Source organism: Chryseobacterium turcicum (genome assembly GCF_021010565.1).
Classification (GTDB): Bacteria; Bacteroidota; Bacteroidia; order Flavobacteriales; family Weeksellaceae; genus Chryseobacterium; species Chryseobacterium turcicum.
Map to the genome: position 1 here is coordinate 1566343 of NZ_JAJNAY010000001.1, position 20570 is coordinate 1586912.

Below are 20570 nucleotides of genomic sequence, written 5' to 3' on the forward strand. Positions count from 1 at the left end.
CTAATATCTAACATCTATCAAAAAATGTTCATCAATCTTACTCAAAATAAAAATCTAAAACTTTTCAAAATAATTTCTGAAGTGGCAGCGGCAAATAACCAGTCGGTGTACATTGTGGGTGGTTTTGTGCGTGATCTTTTAATGAAAAGAAAAGCGTCTACCGATATTGATTTTGTGACCGAGCAAAGCGGAATTGAGCTTGCCCAAAATGTAGGAAAAGAAATTGATCCTAAGATGAAAGTTTCGGTTTTTAAAACCTATGGAACAGCGATGATCAGATACAAAGACCTTGAATTGGAATTTGTAGGCGCAAGAAAAGAAAGCTACACTGAAGACAGCCGAAAACCTGAAGTAGAAGGCGGAACAATAGAAGATGATCAAAAAAGAAGAGATTTTACCATCAATGCAATGGCGATTTCTTTAAATAAAGATAATTTTGGAGAATTAATAGATCCTTTTGATGGAATTGGTGATTTAGGAAAAGAAATTCTGAGAACACCCTTAGAACCTGCTCAAACATATTCTGATGATCCTTTGAGAATGATGAGAGCGGTACGTTTTGCTTCAACTTTAAATTTTACGATTGAAGAAAATTCTTTAAATGCAATAAAGCAGGAGGCAGAAAGAATCAAGATTGTTTCTATGGAAAGAATCATGGTTGAGTTTAATAAAATCATGTTGTCTAAGAAACCTTCAATTGGTTTAAGATTGATGGAAGAAACGGGCTTAATGAAGCTTATTATTCCTGAATTGATTGATTTGAAAGGGGTGGAAGAAGTAGAAGGACAGACTCACAAAGATAATTTTTACCATACGTTGGAAGTGGTTGATAATATTTCTGAAAACACAGATAATTTGTGGCTTCGTTGGGCTGCTTTGCTTCACGACATCGGAAAAGCTCCGACTAAAAAGTTTGTTGAAGGAACAGGCTGGACTTTTCATGGGCATGAGTTTTTAGGCTCAAAAATGGTAAAAACACTTTTCCAAAAACTAAAATTACCATTGAATGCTGACATGAAGTATGTTCAGAAAATGGTGAAACTTTCATCTCGTCCTATTGCTTTGATTACTGATGATACTTCAGATGCGGCATTAAGAAGACTGCTCTTTGATGCAGGTGAAGATATGGAAGATTTATTCACGCTTTGTAAAGCTGATATTACGACCAAAAATTCTAGAAAACAGGAAAGATTTAAGAAAAATTTCCAATATGTTGCGGTAAAAATAAAAGAAGTGGAAGAAAAAGATCAGGTAAGAAATTTTCAACCACCTATTACGGGAGAAGAAATTATGACGATGTTTAATCTGAAACCCGGTCGTGAAATTGGAATTTTAAAGGAAAAAGTAAAAGAAGCAATTTTGGAAGGTGAGATTGGAAATGATCATGAAGAAGCCCGAAATTTTGTAATTGCAGAAGCCGAAAAATTAGGTTTAACACTTATTTAAACTTTTTTATTTAACCACAAAAGGCACAAAAGATTTAGATATTTTAAGTTTAAACTTAATCAATAGACAAAAAAAGAGCACATAAGTTTTTTTTAAATCTTTTATTTCTATTCTTTTGAGAGCTTTGATTATCTAATAATATACATTTCACATTTCTTTTGCCTCTTTTGTGGTTTAAGAAAAATTAGTTTAAATATTCTATCTTTTAACGCTCATTTTCATCTTCAATATTGGAGTTTGGAAATATAAAATAATTAAGAAACGCAATTGGATTTTATATCTGATTGCGTTTTTGCTATTGGGATTTATCATTCCATTCTTTTCGATGGGATTTGAAATTGATAAAGCCACTGAAAATGAACCAGCTATTGATAATTTTACACTTTTGTATACTTATTTTAGATTTCCTACTTGGTGGTTTATGGGTGTAATAGAATTTTTTATTCTCAGGAAAATCGTCAAAAAATGAAGTGATAATTAAACCTTAAAATTTTGTTAATAAAATCTTAAATTTTGCATGAAATTTGTTACTACATTTGTTGGAAATTTCAGTTTCAATTTCGTTTAATATTTAAAATTTTATTGGTGAAAAAAATCATTTTCTTTCTTCCGTTCCTTTTTCTGATATTTTCTTGTGAGCACAAAGTAGAAAAAGTAGAAAAAGCATTTTATTATTGGAAATCTGATGGTTATCCTTCGGATAAAGAAAAGCAGATTCTTGTTAATCAGAATATTCAGAAAATTTATGTGAAGTTTTTTGAAGTGGATTACAGTGATGCGATGGGAAATTTTCCTATTTCTAAAACAAATTTTTCTTTAAATTCTTATTGTGATGAGGGAAAAGAAAGTCCTTATCAAATCATTCCCACAGTTTATATTAAAAATATAGTTTTTCAAAAAAGTAGCGAGAAAGACCTTGATAAATTGGCAGATAATGTCAACTTTTTAATCAATAAATACACCAACGAAAAATTAGATTCTTTAAAAGTATCTGAAATACAGATTGACTGTGATTGGACGGCTTCTACAAAAGACAATTATTTCTATTTCCTTAAAAAATTAAAGCCGATTTCTCAAAAGGAAATTTCTGCCACCTTGAGATTGTATCCTTATAAATATCCCGATAAAATGGGAGTTCCGCCAGTTGATAAAGTGACTTTAATGTGCTATAATCTCATTAATCCATTGGCTGACCAGTCCAAGAATTCAATTCTTGATCTCAAAGAATTGGAAAGTTATCTCAATACAGGAAAAAAATATCCGTTGCATATGGATGTTGCCCTTCCGGTATATTCGTGGATGCAGATTTACCAAAACAATCAGTTTACGAGTGTTTTATATAATGTGAATGATATTAAGAAACATTTAAAACAAATAAAACCGCTTTGGTATGAAGTACAAAAAGATACGGTAATTGATTATAAAACATATCTGAGAGTAGGTGATAAAATAAAATATGAAGAGATAACCGCTGATAAAATAAACAAAGCCATTGCATTAATCAAGAAAAATATAAAGTTTGATAAAGAAATTACAGTAATGCTTTTTCACTTAGACGAAAACCAACTTAAAAATTACACTGATGAAGAAATTAGTCATTTTTACAGCGATTTTAATAAGTAGTGCTTTTTCTGCATGTGGGTTCTATCCTTATGGAGAAAATATTCGGTTTTGTTTTTTGAATCCTCATAACTTTTCTTACCAAACATATTCGCCGTTTTATTATTCAGCTTTAAGTTTTCAACAAAGTTATGATGGAGTATTTTCTAATCAGGATAACGAAAAACTTTGGCGAAAGTATTGCGAAAATAAGGTTTCTGTTGCCGATATCTCTTCTGTTTTGGAAGGGTTAAGTTTTTCGGATATTCATCAAAATTCAACAAATCCTTTTCTGCGCTATTTGTATTCTAAAAAAGATATTGAGGCAATTAATTATTTGAAATTTGCCAAAAACTGCGAATATTTCAATACTTGGCAGGATGACCCTTGGGAAAGAAATGAGAATATTTCAAAGACGAAAAGAAATGAGTTGTTTCAGAAGGCGATTCTTTTTGCAGAAAAGTCTAAAAAAGCCACCATCAAAAAGAGATATGCATTTCTGGCAATTCGTTTAGCTTTTTATAATGATGACATGAAAAATATTGAAAAACTATACAGCCAATATTTTTCAGTTGACCAATCGAATGATGTAATTGATATTTGGGCATTGTATTTTAAAGCAATTTCTGAGAATAATCCAGTTTTAATAAATCTTTATTTTGCGAAAGTTTTTGCAGGAAGTCCCGAAAAACGTTTTGTTTCATGGCAATATTTTTTATCGAAAGTTCCTGAATCTGATGTTTTAAATTTAGCTAAAACCGGAAAAGAAAAAGCCAGCGTTTTACTGATGTACGGACTTCATAATCCGGATAAAAATCTCGAAAACCTTAAACGAGTTTATGCAAATGATTCTCAATCTGAAGGATTAAGTTTTTTACTATATCGTGAGTTGGGGAAACTTGAAGACTGGATTTTTACACCTTATTATTCTCTTTTTTCTTCATCTGTACAGATTTTTGGCTATTGGAGTAATGGTTCTGAAAACGACAATGTACTTAAAATTTTAGAACGGTCTGAAATCGACAGAGCGTATGCAAAAGAGGTTTTGAATTTTATAGATTCTGTTGATTTATCAAAAGTTGAAAATCCAAATTTCTGGAAATATGCGCAAGCCGAGCTTTTATTAATGACAAAAAATTATGCAGAAAGTTTAAAGCAGATTGCAGAATTAGAAAAAGTGTTGCCTTCTAATGATTTATTACTAAATAATGTAGAGATAATAAAAGCTTTAAATCTCTTTGCTAATCAAACATATGGAAATGCCAAAATTCCTGAGGTTGCAAAAAATATTATCATTAAAAATAAAAACAACAAGCAGTTTATTTTTGCTTTAGGAAGAGAGCTGGAGTATCTTGGAAACAGTGATGATGCCGCACTTCTATATGCTTCTTTAAATAATCCATCCACGGAAAATAACGACTATAATTTTGTGTATTATAAATCTTTAAAAAACTCTAACCAAACTTATGATAGTTATTATAATAATTATTTTGATTATTTGGACGCCGTTTATTCACCAGAACAAGTGCAGAGTTTTATTAATAAAGTTAAAAGTTTAAATAAAAATCTAGATTTGTTTTATAGAAATTTTCATTTGCTTACTCAGTCAGAAATTGATGATTTGTATGATTTATTAGGTACAAAATACATCAGACAAAATAAACTGGATCTCGCTTTGAATGCTTTCAATAAATTAGGTGAAAGCTATTTTGATGCTCACTATTCACTTTGGGAAAAAGATGGTAAAGACAATTATTATTCATCAAGCAAAGTTTTTGATAAGAACCCTTTTTATCATTTAAAATACACTCCTGATTTTATTCCTGAAAAAGAACATTTTAAAATAAATAAAATTTCAATTACCAAAAAACTGATAGAATATCTTACGAAAGCCAATAATCCTAAAGAAAAAGACAGAGATTATTATTATTTTCTGGTTGCAAATTGTTATTATAACATGTCTCAATACGGGAATGCATGGATGATGAGACGATATTCTTTAAGCTCGATAGGAAATTTTTCAATCCATGAAGACAATCAGGAGTTTAATACTGCTTCTCTTGCAAAATTCTATTATGGAAAAGCTTTAGAGAATGCTCAAACCGATAAATTCAGAGCTTTGTGCATAAGAATGCAAGGAAGGTGTGAAAATTATAATTACGATTTTATTGGGGAGAGTATTCGTACAGATTATTCTTCTAAAGCTGAGTATTATGAAGACACAAGATTTGGACAAAATAAATACTACGAGAATCTTAAAAATAAGTATTCTGGTGAATATGAAGATATGATTAGTGGTTGTGAATCTTTTAAAGCTTATTTTAAAGCGAGAAGATAAAATTATCAAATAAAAAATGCGATTTCCAAAGAAATTGCATTTTTTATTTTTTTAAAATAAGAGATTAATAGTTTTTGTAAACTCCGTTAGCCCCTTTTCCTGCTTTGAACTTGCTAACTGCTGTTCCTGCAGTAGTGTAAACTGTAATTTCGCTTGCTTCTGTAAATCCTTTTACATCAACCGTGAATATTCTTCCGTCTATTACCGAGAATCCGTAAAGTGTAAAATAATCTCCTCCATCTACTGCTGTAATAAGAGGTGAAGTAGGAGTTGTTGTAGCATTCATTGCCATAGAATAAATTTTATTCTTAGAACTAAAATAGAATCTACCTCCATCAATTTGAAGGTTTGTAGCTTTTTCAATTCCTGTCAATGTAGTCGTTGTAATAGTACCTCCGCTTGCAGGAATTTGGTGAATATATGAGTTCGAAGTTCCTTCAGCGATTGCATAAACACTGTTGTTGTAAGAAATAATTTTGTTGATATTAGTTCCGTTTGGTACCTGAATCGGAGAATCAATTGTATTACTACTCGTGTTAATTTTTGTAATTATAGTTCCAGGATTAAAAGAATTGGTATTTTGTACATAAATATTTCCTCCTGCTTCTACAATTCCTTCAACCGTACTTGTTGTTGCAAAGTCAATTTTCTTTACAAAAGAGTTGTCAGATAGTTTGTAAACATTTACAAATTTTCCTGCTCCAAACTGATCGTTTGTTACATAAAGATTACCATTGGCTACAGCCATATAACGAGGGTTATTCAATTGTGCAGTAATTTCTCCTGTTTTTTTGAATGTTAATCGGTCTACTACGGTAATTTTGTTTGAACTGTTTAATAGAAGATAAGCCTTATCATTATTAAAAGTCATTGTTTGAAGAACATCTCCTAAATTTTCGTTATTGTTTTTTGCTTTATAGATGTCATTTTGCATTAAGCTTAAATCTTTTGTAACAAAAGTAACATCAGCATTTGGAGTTTGGAAATTACCTTCATTAGTAATAAAAAAACCGTTGTTATATGTTATTTCCGGAATGGTTTCCTCGTAGTCTGAAGTACAAGAAACCGAAAATAAAAGAACGAAACCGAAAATAATTTGTAATAGTCTGTTTAATTTCATAATATAATATTGTTAAAAATTTATTGTTGCATTGATATTGTAATTTCTTTTTGGCAAAGGATAATATGCCGTTGTTTCATATACAGTATCTGTAATATTGTTCACTTTTATTCCTAAAGTATAGTTTTTTAGAATCGTGGCAGAAATTCCCGCATTCATTACAAAATATGGATAAATCGCATCTTTTTTGCTCTCATCAGAAGTTGTGTATGTTAATCCGTTAAACATTCCCTGTGCAAAAACATTCAAAAATTTATACTGATAATCTACATTTGAAGTAAATTTATGCAACGGAACATACATCAGCTGTTTTTGAATCTTCAAATCTACGGATTTTGTATAAGTATATCCAGCAATAAGCTTCACAGCATGATTTTCATTAAACTTTTTTTGATAACTAAGCTGAGATTCTAAGCCATAAGATTCTACTTTCTCAGTATTAAATGCTGCCCAATAGCCAAACGCAGTCGGAAGCCAACGAATCATATTGTCTATTTTAATATAATAAGGAGTGATGCTCAGTTTAAACCCATGTAGGCTAAATTCTTGATTTAAATCTGCCTGAACTGAAGTTTCTGATTTTAAGTTAAGATTTCCTCCAGGTTGCCAATACAAATCATTAAATGAAGGGTGCCTGAAGTTTTTTGATAAATTTAAATTAACCTGATACCAATTATTAGCTTTCCACTTACCTGAGAAAGAATAAAGAAGAGGAGAACTGATATCTTCTATAAAATTCTGTCTTATTCCAGCTTCAAAACGAAGATTTGGCGTCGCGAAATATCTTAATAAACCCGCAACCGAGCCTACATTTCTACTGACATTTCGAAGTTCTGAAGTCCCTAGGCCTTCTGCCTGATTTTGCTGAAATTCTCCGATAACACCAATATTCAGTTTAGGAATAATGAAGTAATTAAAATCATTTTTAAAAATGTAGTTCTTATTAATTCCGCCACTCGTAAAAGGGGCATTATAAATTCCGAAATATTTGAAATTATCTTCTGTGTAAGCTGCTTTTAAACTGTTTGAAACTTTAGATTTGTTGATGTCCCAAGCAACTAAACTTCTAAAAGTCTGTGCTGCATAACTAGTTTTATCCACATTTTCCGCAAGAATCCTATAATTCTGAGTCGCATCATAAAACTGACTTTGCCAAGAAATTGTTTGATGCTCTGCAATTTTATAGGCCGTACCTATATTGAAAGTTGTATTGTAAAACTTTCCGTTTCTATTGATGTAATTTTTTTCGGGAACTTCGTAGTTATTTTCACTAATTGAATAATTTCCTGAAGCTTTAAAACTGAATTTATCATTACTATATTCAGCTTTCAAGAAATTATTATACGTTCCGAACGAAGCTACTTCAGAATTATATATTCCTTTAAAACCTTGATTAAAACTTAAATCGTTATTCAAATGGATACTTCCGCCAATCGCGCCACTTCCGTAGATGACACTTCCGCCTCCAGATTTTATTTCCATTTGGTCGTATCCGAAAACTGCAATATTATTGATATCGCCCTGTCCTAAAAACTGCGAATTGATATTAATTCCGTTCCATACGAATGCTGTCTGTTGCGCTGTTGTTCCCCTAAATGAAGGCGAAGAAACTGCACCACGGCCGTTTTCTTTAATATAAATAGGAGACTGAAAACGTAAAACCTCGGAGAGGTTCGAAGAGTTTTTTTGAATATCTGCAGGAGATAAAGTAGTCAAAGAATGAAAAAGTTTTACTTTTTTCATCTGATTGTCGAATACAAATACGGTGTCAATATTTTTTTCCTGACTATAATATATTGTCAGGCAAGAAGACACCAAAAGTAGGGTAAATGCTTTTTTTAAAATCATATCATATCTGCCTTTCCTCCGAAAGCAATTCTATTATTAATATTAAATTTCGGCAGGTCTCCTGACTTTCGCTTTGCTACACCTTCCCGTTTTGGCAGTGGTTTTTGTAGCAATTTTTGTATGCGATTTACAGTTGCGGGGACAGCTTGAGATTTTCACTCAATTCCCTCTTAGTTCCAATCTATTGGAAACCAAAATTTTTTGCAAATATAGCTTTTTTGAAAAGAAAGATTAAATTTTTGTTAAGCCTAAAATATACCCATACAATTGATTTAAACTAGATGGTTTTAATCGGAAATTTTAACGAATGAAATTTATATAAAAGTCCCAACCATTTGGGTAAGTTTGGTTTTCTGAAGCAGATTTTCCTATGGTTATTTTTAATTTTTAAGCCACGAATGCACGAATATTTTTTAATATTTGTGCATTCGTGGCAAAATAGAGGTGTTGATTTCCCGTGATCCGCGAAAATGTAAAAGTAATCTGTGCGAGAAAAGCTGCAAAAAGATTACAAAAATGTTCCGTCAAAATAAAAAGGAAGCAAATCTTTAATAGAACTCACTTTAATTACTTCGTCATTTAAGCTGGAGAAATACAAATCAATATCCTCATTTTGCTTTGTTTCGTATTCTATAATGCTTTGTCGGCAAGCTCCACATGGAGGAATGGGTGGGGTTTTCTCTGAAAATTCTTCTGGACCACCTACAATAAAAATCTTTTTAATTTTTTGAGTGGGGAAATTAGCTCCAATCCAAAAAAGGGCTGTTCGCTCTGCACAAAGTCCTGACGGGAAAGCCGCATTTTCTTGATTATTTCCTGTGAAAATCTCACCATTCTCTAGCAAAACAGCACATCCTACAAAAAAGTTAGAGTATGGCGCGTATGCTTTTTCTCTGGCCTGAATTGCCTGTTCAAAAAGACGGTTTTCAACCTCTGAAAGTTCGTTCCTACCTTTGAAATGTTCGTAATTGATTTTTATATCTTTTTTCATTTTTTTCTCCGTAAAAAAGGGGCGTAAAAGTAAACTTTTTTAATGAGGTGGGCAATAAGTAGTTGATGGTTTCTATTTGAGGCAGGAAGATGGAAGATGGAGGTGTGATTTGAAATTTGAGATTTTTCGAGAATTAAACATAAGAAAAATCTTTGATTTTTAATCTTATGTGGTCTTTTATTTTCAAAGCTTAAAACTTTAGAAATTACTAATGTGTTAAAAAAAACTTCTAATGCGTTTGGTCTAGATCATACTGAATTTTGTATTTTTAGTTCTTAAAAAAATAATTAAATGTTATATTCTCCGATAAAATTTAGAAATGTAGAGCTTAAAAACCGTTGGGTAATGTCGCCAATGTGTATGTATTCTTGTGAAAACGGTGTTGCTAATGATTTCCATTTTGTGCATTACGGAAGCCGTGCTCAAGGTGGAACCGGTCTTCTGATTGTAGAAGCAAGTGGAGTAGAGCCAAAAGGTAGAATTACCAATCACTGCATGGGAATTTGGAATGATGAGCAAGCTGATGCACTTCAGAAGATTGTAGAATTTGTACACAAAAATTCAGAAAGTAAAATAGGAATTCAGATTGCTCATGCCGGAAGAAAAGGTTCTACATGGGAAAATAAACAGATTTCGGAAGAAGAAGGTTGGGAAACATTGGCTCCAAGTGCTATTCCGTATCATCCAACTGAAAGAATTCCGCATGTGTTAAGTTTAGAAGAAATAAAAGAACAGATTCAAAATTTCAAAAATGCGGCAAAAAGAGCGGTAAATGCAGGTTTTGATGTTGTTGAAATTCATGCTGCTCACGGATATTTAATTCATCAGTTTTTATCACCGCTTTCTAATGTGAGAACCGATGAGTATGGAGGCGGTTTTGAAAACAGAATCAGGTTTTTATTGGAAATTGTAGATGCTGTCAACGAAGAACTTAACGAAAATGTAGCACTTTTTGTGAGAATTTCTGGAACTGAATATGCTGAAAATGGCTGGGATATTGACGAAAGTGTAGAATTGTCTAAAATTTTGAAAACCCACAATGTTGATTTAGTCGACGTTTCAAGTGGTGGAAATATTCACGGTGCCAAAATTTCTGTTTTTGATGGTTATCAGGTTCCGTTTTCTTCGGCGATAAGAAATCAGGCACATGTGAAAACCGGAGCGGTAGGTTTGATTACGAAAACCGAACAGGCAGAAGAAATTCTTCAAAATGGTGAAGCTGATTTGATATTTGTAGCAAGAGAGATTTTACGAAATCCTTATTTAGCGGTTCATGGTTCGTTTGAAATGAAAGAAGAAACTTTTTTTCCGCATCAATACCTTAGAGCGAAAATTTCTTCTTAATTTTAAAAGCAATTTAAAAGACGGCAATGCGTATAGAAGATTTTATGCTTTCGTGTCCCAGCAAAAAGTTTTTGGGAATCGAATGTTTCGGATGTGGAACTCAGCGGGCTATTTTGATGGTTTTTCAGGGAAAGTTTTCTGAGGCCTTTCAAATGTTTCCGGCAGTGTACACCTTATTGCTGTTTTTCTGTTTTGTAGGAATCAATTTTATAGACAGGAAAAGAAATTATGGTCAGATTTTAATTTTTTTAGCAATAATTAATTCACTAATCATGGTTTTTTCCTACTTTTATAAACATTTTATTATTCATTTAAACTAAACATTAAAAAACAAATTATGAATCAACAAAAATTACCTAATGCTACGGCGGTACTTGTTTTAGGAATTGTTTCTATCATCGGATGTTGTTGTTACGGTATTTTGGGGCTAATTGCCGGAATTATCGGACTTGTACTTTACAAAAAAGACAATGCATTGTATCAGGCAAATCCTACTCTTTATTCAGATTACAATAATCTTAATACAGGAAAAATCCTTTGTATTATTGGTTTGATATTGAGTGCACTATATCTTGTATTAAATATTGTATTGATATCAGTTTTCGGATGGGAGGCTCTTTCAGACCAAGCATTAATGCAAGAACGTATCAAAGAATTGATGGGACAATAATAAGTTTCAATAAGAAATAATGAAGGTTGCAATTTTTTTTTGCAACCTTTTTTGTTTCAATGAATTATTTTTAAATCAATATATTTAAACATTAGTAAAAAATAATGGAAAATCATACAGAAAAAAAGCTGACTATTGATTTAAAGAAAGCAAATGCTTATTCGCTTAAAATACTGCTGTATTCCTGTGTGGTGTTTGTAATTCCGTATGTTTTTCTTTGGAGCAACCAATTTAGTTTCGAACATTTTAGTACTACTTTTAAGAGACTTATAGAAAAATATACTTTCTTAAGTGGGTTTATTCCCTTGTTTTTTATAGCCTTAGGAATCGTTTTGCACGAGCTCATTCATGGACTTACTTTTTTGCCTTTCTGTAAAAATGGTTTTAGCTCTATAAAATTTGGTTTTCTGAAACAATATCTCACACCATATTGCCATTGTAAAGAACCATTAAAACTAAAATACTATAGAATAGGAGTTGTAATGCCCGCTATTGTTTTGGGGTTTCTTCCTTCAGTTTGGGCAATCGCTACAGGCAATTTTTATCTTTTATGTTTCGGAGTTTTCTTTACCATGGGAGCTGCAGGAGATTTTATGATTTTAATGATTTTAAAAAATGAAAATCCTGATGATTTGGTTTTAGACCATCCAAGCGAAGCGGGTTGCTTTGTTTATAGTTCAAAAGAATAATTTTATTTAAACCAATTCAATTTAGAGCCTGTTTTAAGTTTTATTAATTTAAATTCTGTGTGATTGGCTTTTGATTTTTTTTAATCAGTTTTTATATAATTCTCGCAGATACACAGATTTAGCAGATTAAAAGCATAGATATTAATCTGCTAAATCAGCAAAATCAGCGAGATATTTTTTTTCATTTAAATATAAATAAGCTTTTAGTAAATGAAAAAAAACGTCTTTTTAACCGCAAAAGAAATGAATCAAAAAAGAGAGATTGAAAAGTTTCCAAAATGTAAATTTTTTATTCATAACTTGTTTTGCTAGCTTTTGAATAACTTATTCATCATAAAATCTTTTGCCGCTTTTGCGGTTAAAAAATATCATGTACTCATTCAATTCAGTTTAAACTTAAGCCTCATTCAATTTCTTTAAGTTTGATTTTTTCTTCAGAAAATAGGCCAGCCCCAATCCGATAAAAACCATGGCTGCACTGAATGGAAAGATAAACTGCATCCCGAAAAAATCGGCAACACTTCCGATGATAGGCCCTGCAACACCCAAAGAAATATCAATGAAAAGCCCATAACCTGCCAAAGCAGAACCCTGACTTGATGGAGAAACACTTTTAATTGCCATTATTCCAAAAGCTGGAAATATCAGAGAAAACCCTAATCCTGTAACGCCGGCTCCCACCAATGCCATTTGAGCGTTGGTCGCAAATGTAATAATTAAAAGACCGATGGTTTCTACAAAAAGACAGGCAATGGCAACCTTTATTCCGCCATATTTATTGATAACATTACTGAATACTAATCTTCCGGCAACAAATAATGCCCCGAAAATACTTAAGCACAACGCTCCGTTATTCCAATGAAAATGATTATAATATAAGGTGATAAATGTAGAAATACTTGCAAAACCAATACCTCCTAAAGCCAGACAAACTCCGAAAGGAGCCACTTTTCCCAATACTTTCCAAAAAGATTGTATTTCTTTTTGATGGGTATTCGTTTTATTTTCTTTTGTTTTCGCAAAGAAAAACCCGATAATTCCTAAAATAATAGAAAGAATTCCAATGCCATAAAGGCCAAATTTTTGTTCGATGATTATCCCTAAAGAAGCTCCCATCGCCAAAGCTCCGTAACTGGCAACTCCGTTAAAGGAAATTATTTTTGCAGTATGTTTTTCACCAAAAGCCATCATCGCCCAGTTAATAGGACTTGCTCCCACCATTCCTTCTGCACAACCCGTTAAAAGTCGGGTAATAACTAAAAATGTAAGGCTTAGCATCGGTGAAAATTTAAAATAATAAGCAAGAATCAGAAAAATTCCGGTTAACGAAAAACCTATCATACTGAATAAAACTGCTGGTTTGGGACCTTTTCCATCAATAACTTTTCCGGAATATGCCCTTAGAAAAAATGTGGAAATGTATTGTAGACTAATCACAATTCCTGCAATTAAAAGGCTAAAACCTAAACTTTTGCTGATGAAAATCGGAAGAACGGAAAGCGAGAGACCGATAATGAAATATCCTATAAAAGTAAAAGATACATAAGAAATAAGTTGGGCATTGATATTTTTTGGTGAGTTTAAAGAACTGTCCATGTGATGAAAAAAATTAAGCTGCAAAGATACAGCGATATTATTTTTCAGATTCAGTCTCAAAGGTTAAAAAAAGGATAAGATTTCAATTGATGTAAAACTGTCAGAACTTTTGTAAATTCTTTATAATATTAAAAAAAAAATACTTATCAACTATAAAGGATTGAATCTCAATAAATCAACTAGAAACTAAAAACTAGCAACTACTTATCGGTTTTCATTTCATATAATTTCAATTATCTTTGTTTCTCTTAAAAAATCATCAGTACATGGAAAACTCAAAATATCCGAAATATATTTTTGACTGGATGGGAGGCCTAATTCTTTTTGCAGGTTATATTGCTGGCAGCATGTTTGTTGGGGTTCTCGGTCTTGCAGGGAAATTCATGTTTAAACTAGATTTCATGCAGAAGCCTTGGTTTATGATGATTGCTAATGCTGTTGTTTTTTGTTTGATGATTGCGGCTTTTGATTTTTTAATGGTGCGCCAGAAAACAGGAAAAAAATTAAATTTCAATTTTTCGCCAACCAATTTTTATACCTATTTATTAATTTTTCCAATGATGCTGGGAATGATGTTTGTCGGTGAATTTATCACTTCACAAATTCCTACAACAGGGCCTTTTTTTGGAGATTTTTATGAGTTTTTTGAAAACCTGATGGCGGGTCTTACAGATGACCCTGTGGTAATGGTGATTACTGCGGTAATTATGGCTCCTATTTTTGAAGAAATTATTTTCCGCGGAATCATCCAAAAAGGAATGATTAATAATGGCGTAAAACCTTGGAAAGCCATACTTCTAGCAAGTGTTCTCTTTGGTTTGATACACGGAAATCCGTGGCAGTTTGTAGGGGCAACTTTATTGGGAACGGTCTTAGGATTGGTTTATTATAAAACAAAATCTCTGCTTTTGCCAATGCTTTTGCATGGTTTTAATAATCTTTGCTCAGCGATTTTAATATTTTATACTCAAAAAGAAAGTTTTGCAGAAGCTTTTGAAATTCAGGAATGGATGATTTTAGTCATCGGAACTGTATTGTTCTCTGTGTTCTTCTATCTTTTTACATTTAAAAATAAAGTGCGTTACTCTGAAATTTAAATTCAATTTAAAAATACAAATCACGCGAATATTTTGGCAAATTTTACAACAAATAGGGTGAAATTTTTGCAAATAGTATTTGTGCAGTTTGCATTTAAATAAACATAAAAAAATAAAAAATGGAAATATTAGTTGCTACCCACAACCTCCATAAAAAAGAAGAAATTCAACAAATCTTAGGAAATGGTTTTGTAGTAAAAAGTCTTACGGATTATGATATTCACGACGAAATCGTTGAAGATGGAGACTCTTTCAATGCCAATGCTTTAATTAAAGCTAAATACTGCTTCGAAAAAACAGGTATTCCAAGTTTAGGTGACGACAGCGGTTTGGTGGTAGAATCTTTAGACGGAAGACCTGGGATTTTTTCAGCAAGATATGCAGGAGACCATGATTTTGCTAAAAACATCGAAAAAGTTTTGAGCGAAATGGAAAATGTCGAAAACAGAAAAGCATATTTCATCACCGTATTATGTTATTACGATGAAAACGGAGCTCAATATTTTGACGGCAGAGTACATGGGAATTTATTGACAGAAAACAAAGGTCATCAAGGTTTTGGTTATGATCCTATTTTTGTGCCTGAAGGATACGAAATAACTTTTGCAGAGATGAATCCTGAAGATAAAAATAAAATCAGTCACAGAAAACAGGCATTAGATTTGTTTCTTGATTTTTTGAAAGATTAGGTTAAGGTTAAGGTTAAGGTTAAGGTTAAGGTTGCAAAACTTTGAGGCTTAAAGAACTTATTTCTTATTTTAAATTTATTTTAAAACTGATAGACTCTACTTGAGTCTCAACCTTAAGCTCAACCTTTTATTGTACATTTGTTTTAATAAACTATTGATTTGAGTACTTATTTAACGATATTAGGCTTTAACTCGGCGATTCCTACGATTAATACTTCACCTACAGCTCAGCTTCTGGAAATGGAAGAGAGATGTTTTCTAATTGATTGTGGTGAAGGAACGCAGGTGCAACTGAGAAAAGCAAAGGCAAGATTTTCAAAAATCAATCATATTTTTATATCGCATCTTCATGGCGATCATTGTTTTGGTTTACCAGGTTTAATAGCCTCTTTCCGCCTTTTGGGAAGAGAAACTCCGTTGCATGTTTACGGGCCGAAAGGAATTAAAAAAATGCTGGAAACCATTTTTACCATTACCGAAACACATCGAGGTTTTGAACTGGTATATCATGAGCTTGATAAGGACTATTCGGAAAAAATCTACGAAGATAACAGGCTAGAGGTGTTTACGATTCCTTTAGATCATAGGATTTACTGTAATGGATATCTGTTTAGAGAAAAGCCAAAAGAGCGTCATATTAATATGGAAGAGGTTTCCAAATATTCGGAAATTGAGACCTGCGATTACCATAACTTGAAGGCAGGAAAAGATTTTGTTTTGAGTGACGGATATGTTCTTAAAAACGAAATTCTTACAACAGCTCCGGCGCCGTCGGTTTCTTATGCGTTTTGTAGCGATACAAGATATTTGGAATCAGTCATTCCGATTATTAAAAATGTAACGGTTTTGTATCATGAATCTACATTCTTGCATGACCTTAAAGAAATGGCAGATTACACGGGACATTCAACAGCTCTGGAAGCCGCAACGATTGCTAAAAAAGCGGAAGTTGAAAAATTAATTTTAGGACATTTTTCAAACCGATATGGCGATTTGACAGTATTTACCGATGAGGCGCGAACTGTTTTCCCGAATTCTTATCTTCCAAAAGCTTTGGAGTGCGTGAAAATTTAAAGACTATAAAACTTAGCTATTAAGATAATTTAATAATGAATCTAAAATATTTACCTTGGTGAATCTTAAAAGATCTAAATTATTTCATTCTTAAAAACTAAATGCTCTTAATGGTTTAATAAATAACAGTTTGAAAGAAAGAATGAATTTGAATTTTTCAGAATTAAAAGATTTTCTCGACGAAAAATATGATGTGTATAATCATCTTGATTTTATTCAGGATGATCCGGTTCAGATTCCACATCGTTTTTCGTTGAAGCAGGATATTGAAATTGTTGGTTTTTTGTCGGCAACCATCTCTTGGGGAAACAGAAAATCGATTATTAAATCTGCTGAAAAAATACTCGACATCATGGGAAATTCTCCTTATGATTTTGTGATGAATTATTCTGAAAAAGATTTAGATAGTATTAAAGACAAAAGCATTCACCGAACTTTTAACGGAGAAGATTTTGCTTATTTTATTAAACAATTTAATCAGATTTATAAGGAAAATGAAACTCTTGAGAGTTTGTTTTTAATTCATGAAAATGAAAACAATTTTTATCATTCCATAGAAAGATTTAGGCAAAAATTTTTAGGTATTGAAAAACACAGAACCCACAAACACGTAAGTTCACCATACAAAAATTCGTCTTCAAAAAGGATTATTATGTTTTTGCGATGGATGGTTCGAAATGATAACCGTGGCGTAGATTTTGGAATCTGGGAGAATATTGACCAGAAGTTTTTATCAATTCCTTTAGATATACACACGGGGAATATATCTAGAAAATTGGGGCTAATTACCAGAACGCAGAATGATTGGAAAACGGTAGAAGAATTAGATTTGGTTATTAGACAATTTGACGAAAATGATCCTGCAAAATACGATTTTGCCTTGTTTGGATTGGGCGTAACGAAAGAATTATTTTAAACAGAAAATAATGAAAACATCATACGAAAAAATAGAACTTCTAGAAAAAATGGCAGACGGAATCACCTCGTGGATTGGCTCTATACATTCTCTTATTATTCATACAGTGCTTTTTATAACCTCATTTTTACTACCTGTATTTGGTATTGTAGATGTAGATAAAATGTTGCTTGTTTTAACCACGGTTTTGTCATTAGAAGCGATTTATCTTTCCATTCTTATTCAGATGTCGGTTAATAAAAGTCATGAGAAAATTGAAGATATTCAGGAGGATATTGAGGATATTCAGGAAGATATTGAGGAAATTAGTGAAGATATTGAAGAGATGAGTGAAGACATTGAAGATATCCAGGAAGATATTGAAGAGATTAATGAAGATGAGGATGATGAAGATCACAATGAAAGAGCGAAAAAAGTAATTCTTAAAAATAACGTCAATACTAATAAAAACGAAATTAGATTTTTAAAAGATAAAATAGCCGAGCTTCAGCATAAAATTGATGAACTGAAAAAAGATTAATTTTATTTAAAATACCTTTAAAAAAATAATGAAAAGACTAATCTGTATGATTGGTCTTTTTTTAGAACTAAATTTTAATTAAAATTTAATGACTATATAAGTGAATTGTTGTATTGTTGCTAATAATAAGTGTAATTGTGTGTTTTAAATCGATTAAATTTGGTATTTTTGGGCAAACAATTACAAAATGTTAAATTATAGACTAAAAAATTACCTTTTTCTTTTCGTAGTATTGTTTACATCGATTTCTATTTCTGCCCAAAAAAGGCAAGCTCCCAAAAATATAGTCGATGAAACCAATAAAAAAGCAGGAGTATTTATTGATGTAAATGCTGCAGGATATGCGCCATCTGCTTACACTATAGAGCAACTTGTTAAGAATGTTTTGATTAGTGGAGGTACTACTTGTTCGGTACCTAATGTATCTAATGTAACGGTTACTCCCACTCACTCGGAGACTTTTAATGATAGGTTTTGGGGGTATTTTCATAAGGGGACTACAAACTTTCCTTTTACTGATGGTATCGTTTTAACGACAGGTCGTGCAAGAGAAGCAGGGAATGTTGCCTCTAGTGCAAGCTATAGAATACCAGGGACAGGGATTAACGATGCCGATTTATTGGTAGCAGTTCCTAATCAAGATCCTTCTAAGGACTATAATGATAATGTTATTTTGGAGTTTGATTTTGTACCAAACTCTACGCAGGTGAAGTTCAACTATCTTTTTGCATCTGAAGAATATTCCGGATCTTTTCCTTGCGATTATTCAGATGCATTTGCTTTATTAATCAAACCTGTATCTGGAGGTCCTTATGTAAATTTGGCTATTTTACCGAATAATGCAGGGCCTGTTGCGATGACAAATATTCACCCTATAATTAACGGGATTTCGGGATGCCCCGCTATCAATGAAATTTATTTTGGAGGATATAATATACCTCCTAATGTTGTAACAAATTATGATGGTAGAACTGTTCCTTTGACCGCAGTAGGAACTGTTACTCCAGGAGTTGCTTATCACTTTAAAATGGTTTTGTCTGATTATGATGATTGGAGTTTTGATTCGGCGGTATTTCTTGAAGGAGGATCTTTTGATATAGGAATTAAGCTTGTTGATGGAACTGGAGCTACGCTACCTGCAAGCCTAAATGTATGTGATAATGCCCCTCAAACATTGGTGGCTCAGCTTTCAGGGATTACAGGAGCGACTTATCAATGGTATAAAGATGGTGTATTAATACCGGGAGCAACAAATGCGACCTATGTTGCTACATCACCGGGAGTTTATACGGTAGTTGTTACAATTCCTGGAAATAATTGCCCCGTTGAAGCAAAAATAACTATCGTAGGGGGTACTACTCCTACCGCTCAAAATGCAACTTTAAAACTTTGTACAACTCCCACGGTGAGTAATTTTAATTTAAATGATGCTAAACCTCAGATTAGTACTACAGTTGGAGCAGTATTTCGTTTCTATGTAAATCAAGCGGATGCCCAAGCTCAAAATAACAACTACATTCCTGATGCAAATGTAGCATCATATAATGGAACAGATGGTCAGGTTTTACATGTTGTCGTATCCAATGGTGGTTTTTGTAGTAAACAAGTTACTTTAACCTTACGTAAAGAAGCGACTCCAGTTGCAGAGCTCGTAACTACAAAATTGAAGATTTGTGTAGGGGAGACTATTGTTTTAACTGCTTCAGGAGGTGTTACGTACCAGTGGAGTAATTCTACGACTACGAGCGCAGTACAAACACTTTCGCCAACACAAACTACCACTTATACAGTGTATGCGATTGGAGCTCAAGGGTGTAAATCATTACAACCGGCAACCGTTATCGTGGAAGTTGTACCAGCGATTACTTCTAATCTGTCAGGAGGAATTATTTGTGCGGGAGATAGAATTACTTTAAATGCAGGTGCAGGACCAAACTATTCATACATTTGGAGTAATGGTGCCAATACACAGACTATTATTGCTGAAACTCCAGGGATTTACTTTGTGGATATCAGTAACGGGGTTTGTACTAAACGTTACACCACAGAAGTGAAACTAGCGCTTGCTCCAGAAATTATCAATGTAGATTACAATCAAAGCGGAACATTGGTTATTACTGCTTCTAATTTAGGTAGTGGTGTGCTTGAGTATTCTGTGGATAATGGGCTAACTTGGCAAGGTTCTAATGTATTTAATAATATCCCGAACAATAAAATTATTTCTATCAGAGTTCGCGTGAAAACAACTAGTTGTGTAGGATTCTTAGAGTATTTTACTTTTATTATGCAGAACGTAATTACTCCAAACGGAGATAATGTAAATGATATGATTGATTTTAGAGGAATAAGTGACTACAATAAATTCCAGGCATCAATCTCAGATAGATATGGTAAAGTGGTATTTAAAGCAGAAAAAACAAGACCTTTCTGGGATGGTTATTTCCAGGGTAAAAAACTGCCGACAGCCTCTTATTGGTATCAGGTAACGTTTGAAGACCCTGCAAGTAAGCAACTTACTTTAAAAACAGGCTGGATTTTACTTAAGAATTTTGAATAATACTAAACCCAGATATTTTTAAAAGACCGATTTTGTCGGTCTTTTTTTTGTTTTACTAACGAATGAAACTGAAAAC

Annotated in this window: 17 protein-coding genes and 1 riboswitch; of the genes, 13 read left to right on the forward strand and 4 right to left on the reverse strand. The window is 32.5% G+C overall.

What is annotated here, in order from left to right; genetic code table 11:
• Window positions 1-24 precede the first annotated feature (24 nt).
• From LO744_RS07135 to LO744_RS07145, 3 genes are all read left to right on the forward strand, one after another.
• Window positions 25-1446 (forward strand): CCA tRNA nucleotidyltransferase, encoded by a 1422-nt coding sequence (locus LO744_RS07135; protein WP_230668398.1) that lies wholly within the window; start codon window positions 25-27, stop codon window positions 1444-1446.
• A gap of 585 nt (window positions 1447-2031) precedes the next feature.
• Window positions 2032-3069, forward strand: coding sequence for a hypothetical protein (locus LO744_RS07140; RefSeq protein WP_230668399.1), 1038 nt, complete (start codon window positions 2032-2034; stop codon window positions 3067-3069).
• A complete protein-coding gene (locus LO744_RS07145) occupies window positions 3029-5383 on the forward strand; it encodes a hypothetical protein (protein ID WP_230668400.1) in 2355 nt (784 codons plus the stop codon). Before LO744_RS07140 ends, LO744_RS07145 begins: the two co-directional genes overlap by 41 nt.
• Before the next feature lie 64 nt (window positions 5384-5447).
• Here the strand turns inward: LO744_RS07145 and LO744_RS07150 are convergent, their stop codons facing one another.
• The 3 genes from LO744_RS07150 to cdd form a co-directional block, all read right to left on the reverse strand.
• Window positions 5448-6503 (reverse strand): YncE family protein, encoded by a 1056-nt coding sequence (locus tag LO744_RS07150; protein WP_230668401.1) that lies wholly within the window; start codon window positions 6501-6503, stop codon window positions 5448-5450.
• Between the two features lie 12 nt (window positions 6504-6515).
• On the reverse strand, window positions 6516-8351 hold the full coding sequence (locus tag LO744_RS07155) for a TonB-dependent receptor plug domain-containing protein (RefSeq protein WP_230668402.1): 1836 nt from the start codon (window positions 8349-8351) through the stop codon (window positions 6516-6518).
• A 34-nt stretch (window positions 8352-8385) separates the two neighbouring features.
• A riboswitch (cobalamin riboswitch) is annotated at window positions 8386-8562 on the reverse strand.
• 297 nt (window positions 8563-8859) lie between these two features.
• Complete coding sequence (gene cdd / locus LO744_RS07160; RefSeq protein WP_230668403.1) at window positions 8860-9342, reverse strand: cytidine deaminase; 483 nt, start codon at window positions 9340-9342, stop codon at window positions 8860-8862.
• Between the two features lie 291 nt (window positions 9343-9633).
• Between cdd and namA the strand changes: the two genes are divergently transcribed.
• The 4 genes from namA to LO744_RS07180 all read left to right on the forward strand — a co-directional run bounded on the left by namA (window position 9634) and on the right by LO744_RS07180 (window position 12045).
• Window positions 9634-10686 (forward strand): NADPH dehydrogenase NamA, encoded by a 1053-nt coding sequence (gene namA, locus LO744_RS07165; RefSeq protein WP_230668404.1) that lies wholly within the window; start codon window positions 9634-9636, stop codon window positions 10684-10686.
• Between the two features lie 44 nt (window positions 10687-10730).
• Entirely contained in the window at window positions 10731-11006 is a 276-nt protein-coding gene (locus tag LO744_RS07170; protein ID WP_317207262.1) for a DUF2752 domain-containing protein, read from the forward strand.
• A gap of 17 nt (window positions 11007-11023) precedes the next feature.
• Window positions 11024-11356, forward strand: a complete 333-nt coding sequence (locus LO744_RS07175) for a CCC motif membrane protein (protein ID WP_230668406.1) — start codon at window positions 11024-11026, stop codon at window positions 11354-11356.
• A gap of 104 nt (window positions 11357-11460) precedes the next feature.
• Window positions 11461-12045, forward strand: a complete 585-nt coding sequence (locus LO744_RS07180; protein WP_230668407.1) for a DUF3267 domain-containing protein — start codon at window positions 11461-11463, stop codon at window positions 12043-12045.
• A gap of 396 nt (window positions 12046-12441) precedes the next feature.
• On the opposite strand, the gene LO744_RS07185 is transcribed toward LO744_RS07180, so the two are convergent.
• Window positions 12442-13641 (reverse strand): MFS transporter, encoded by a 1200-nt coding sequence (locus LO744_RS07185; RefSeq protein WP_230668408.1) that lies wholly within the window; start codon window positions 13639-13641, stop codon window positions 12442-12444.
• Between the two features lie 266 nt (window positions 13642-13907).
• Here LO744_RS07185 and LO744_RS07190 point away from each other — a divergent pair, with 266 nt between their 5' ends.
• From LO744_RS07190 to LO744_RS07215, 6 genes are all read left to right on the forward strand, one after another.
• On the forward strand, window positions 13908-14738 hold the full coding sequence (locus tag LO744_RS07190) for a CPBP family intramembrane glutamic endopeptidase (RefSeq protein WP_230668409.1): 831 nt from the start codon (window positions 13908-13910) through the stop codon (window positions 14736-14738).
• A gap of 119 nt (window positions 14739-14857) precedes the next feature.
• A complete protein-coding gene (gene rdgB, locus LO744_RS07195; RefSeq protein WP_230668410.1) occupies window positions 14858-15427 on the forward strand; it encodes an RdgB/HAM1 family non-canonical purine NTP pyrophosphatase in 570 nt (189 codons plus the stop codon).
• Window positions 15428-15586: 159 nt separating this feature from the next.
• Complete coding sequence (locus tag LO744_RS07200) at window positions 15587-16501, forward strand: ribonuclease Z (RefSeq protein ID WP_230668411.1); 915 nt, start codon at window positions 15587-15589, stop codon at window positions 16499-16501.
• 148 nt (window positions 16502-16649) lie between these two features.
• Window positions 16650-17417: a TIGR02757 family protein gene (locus tag LO744_RS07205; protein ID WP_230670503.1), complete on the forward strand. Its 768-nt coding sequence runs from the start codon at window positions 16650-16652 to the stop codon at window positions 17415-17417.
• A 10-nt stretch (window positions 17418-17427) separates the two neighbouring features.
• Window positions 17428-17937 (forward strand): hypothetical protein, encoded by a 510-nt coding sequence (locus LO744_RS07210; protein ID WP_230668412.1) that lies wholly within the window; start codon window positions 17428-17430, stop codon window positions 17935-17937.
• Between the two features lie 187 nt (window positions 17938-18124).
• Window positions 18125-20494, forward strand: a complete 2370-nt coding sequence (locus LO744_RS07215; protein ID WP_230668413.1) for a choice-of-anchor L domain-containing protein — start codon at window positions 18125-18127, stop codon at window positions 20492-20494.
• Window positions 20495-20570 lie beyond the last annotated feature (76 nt).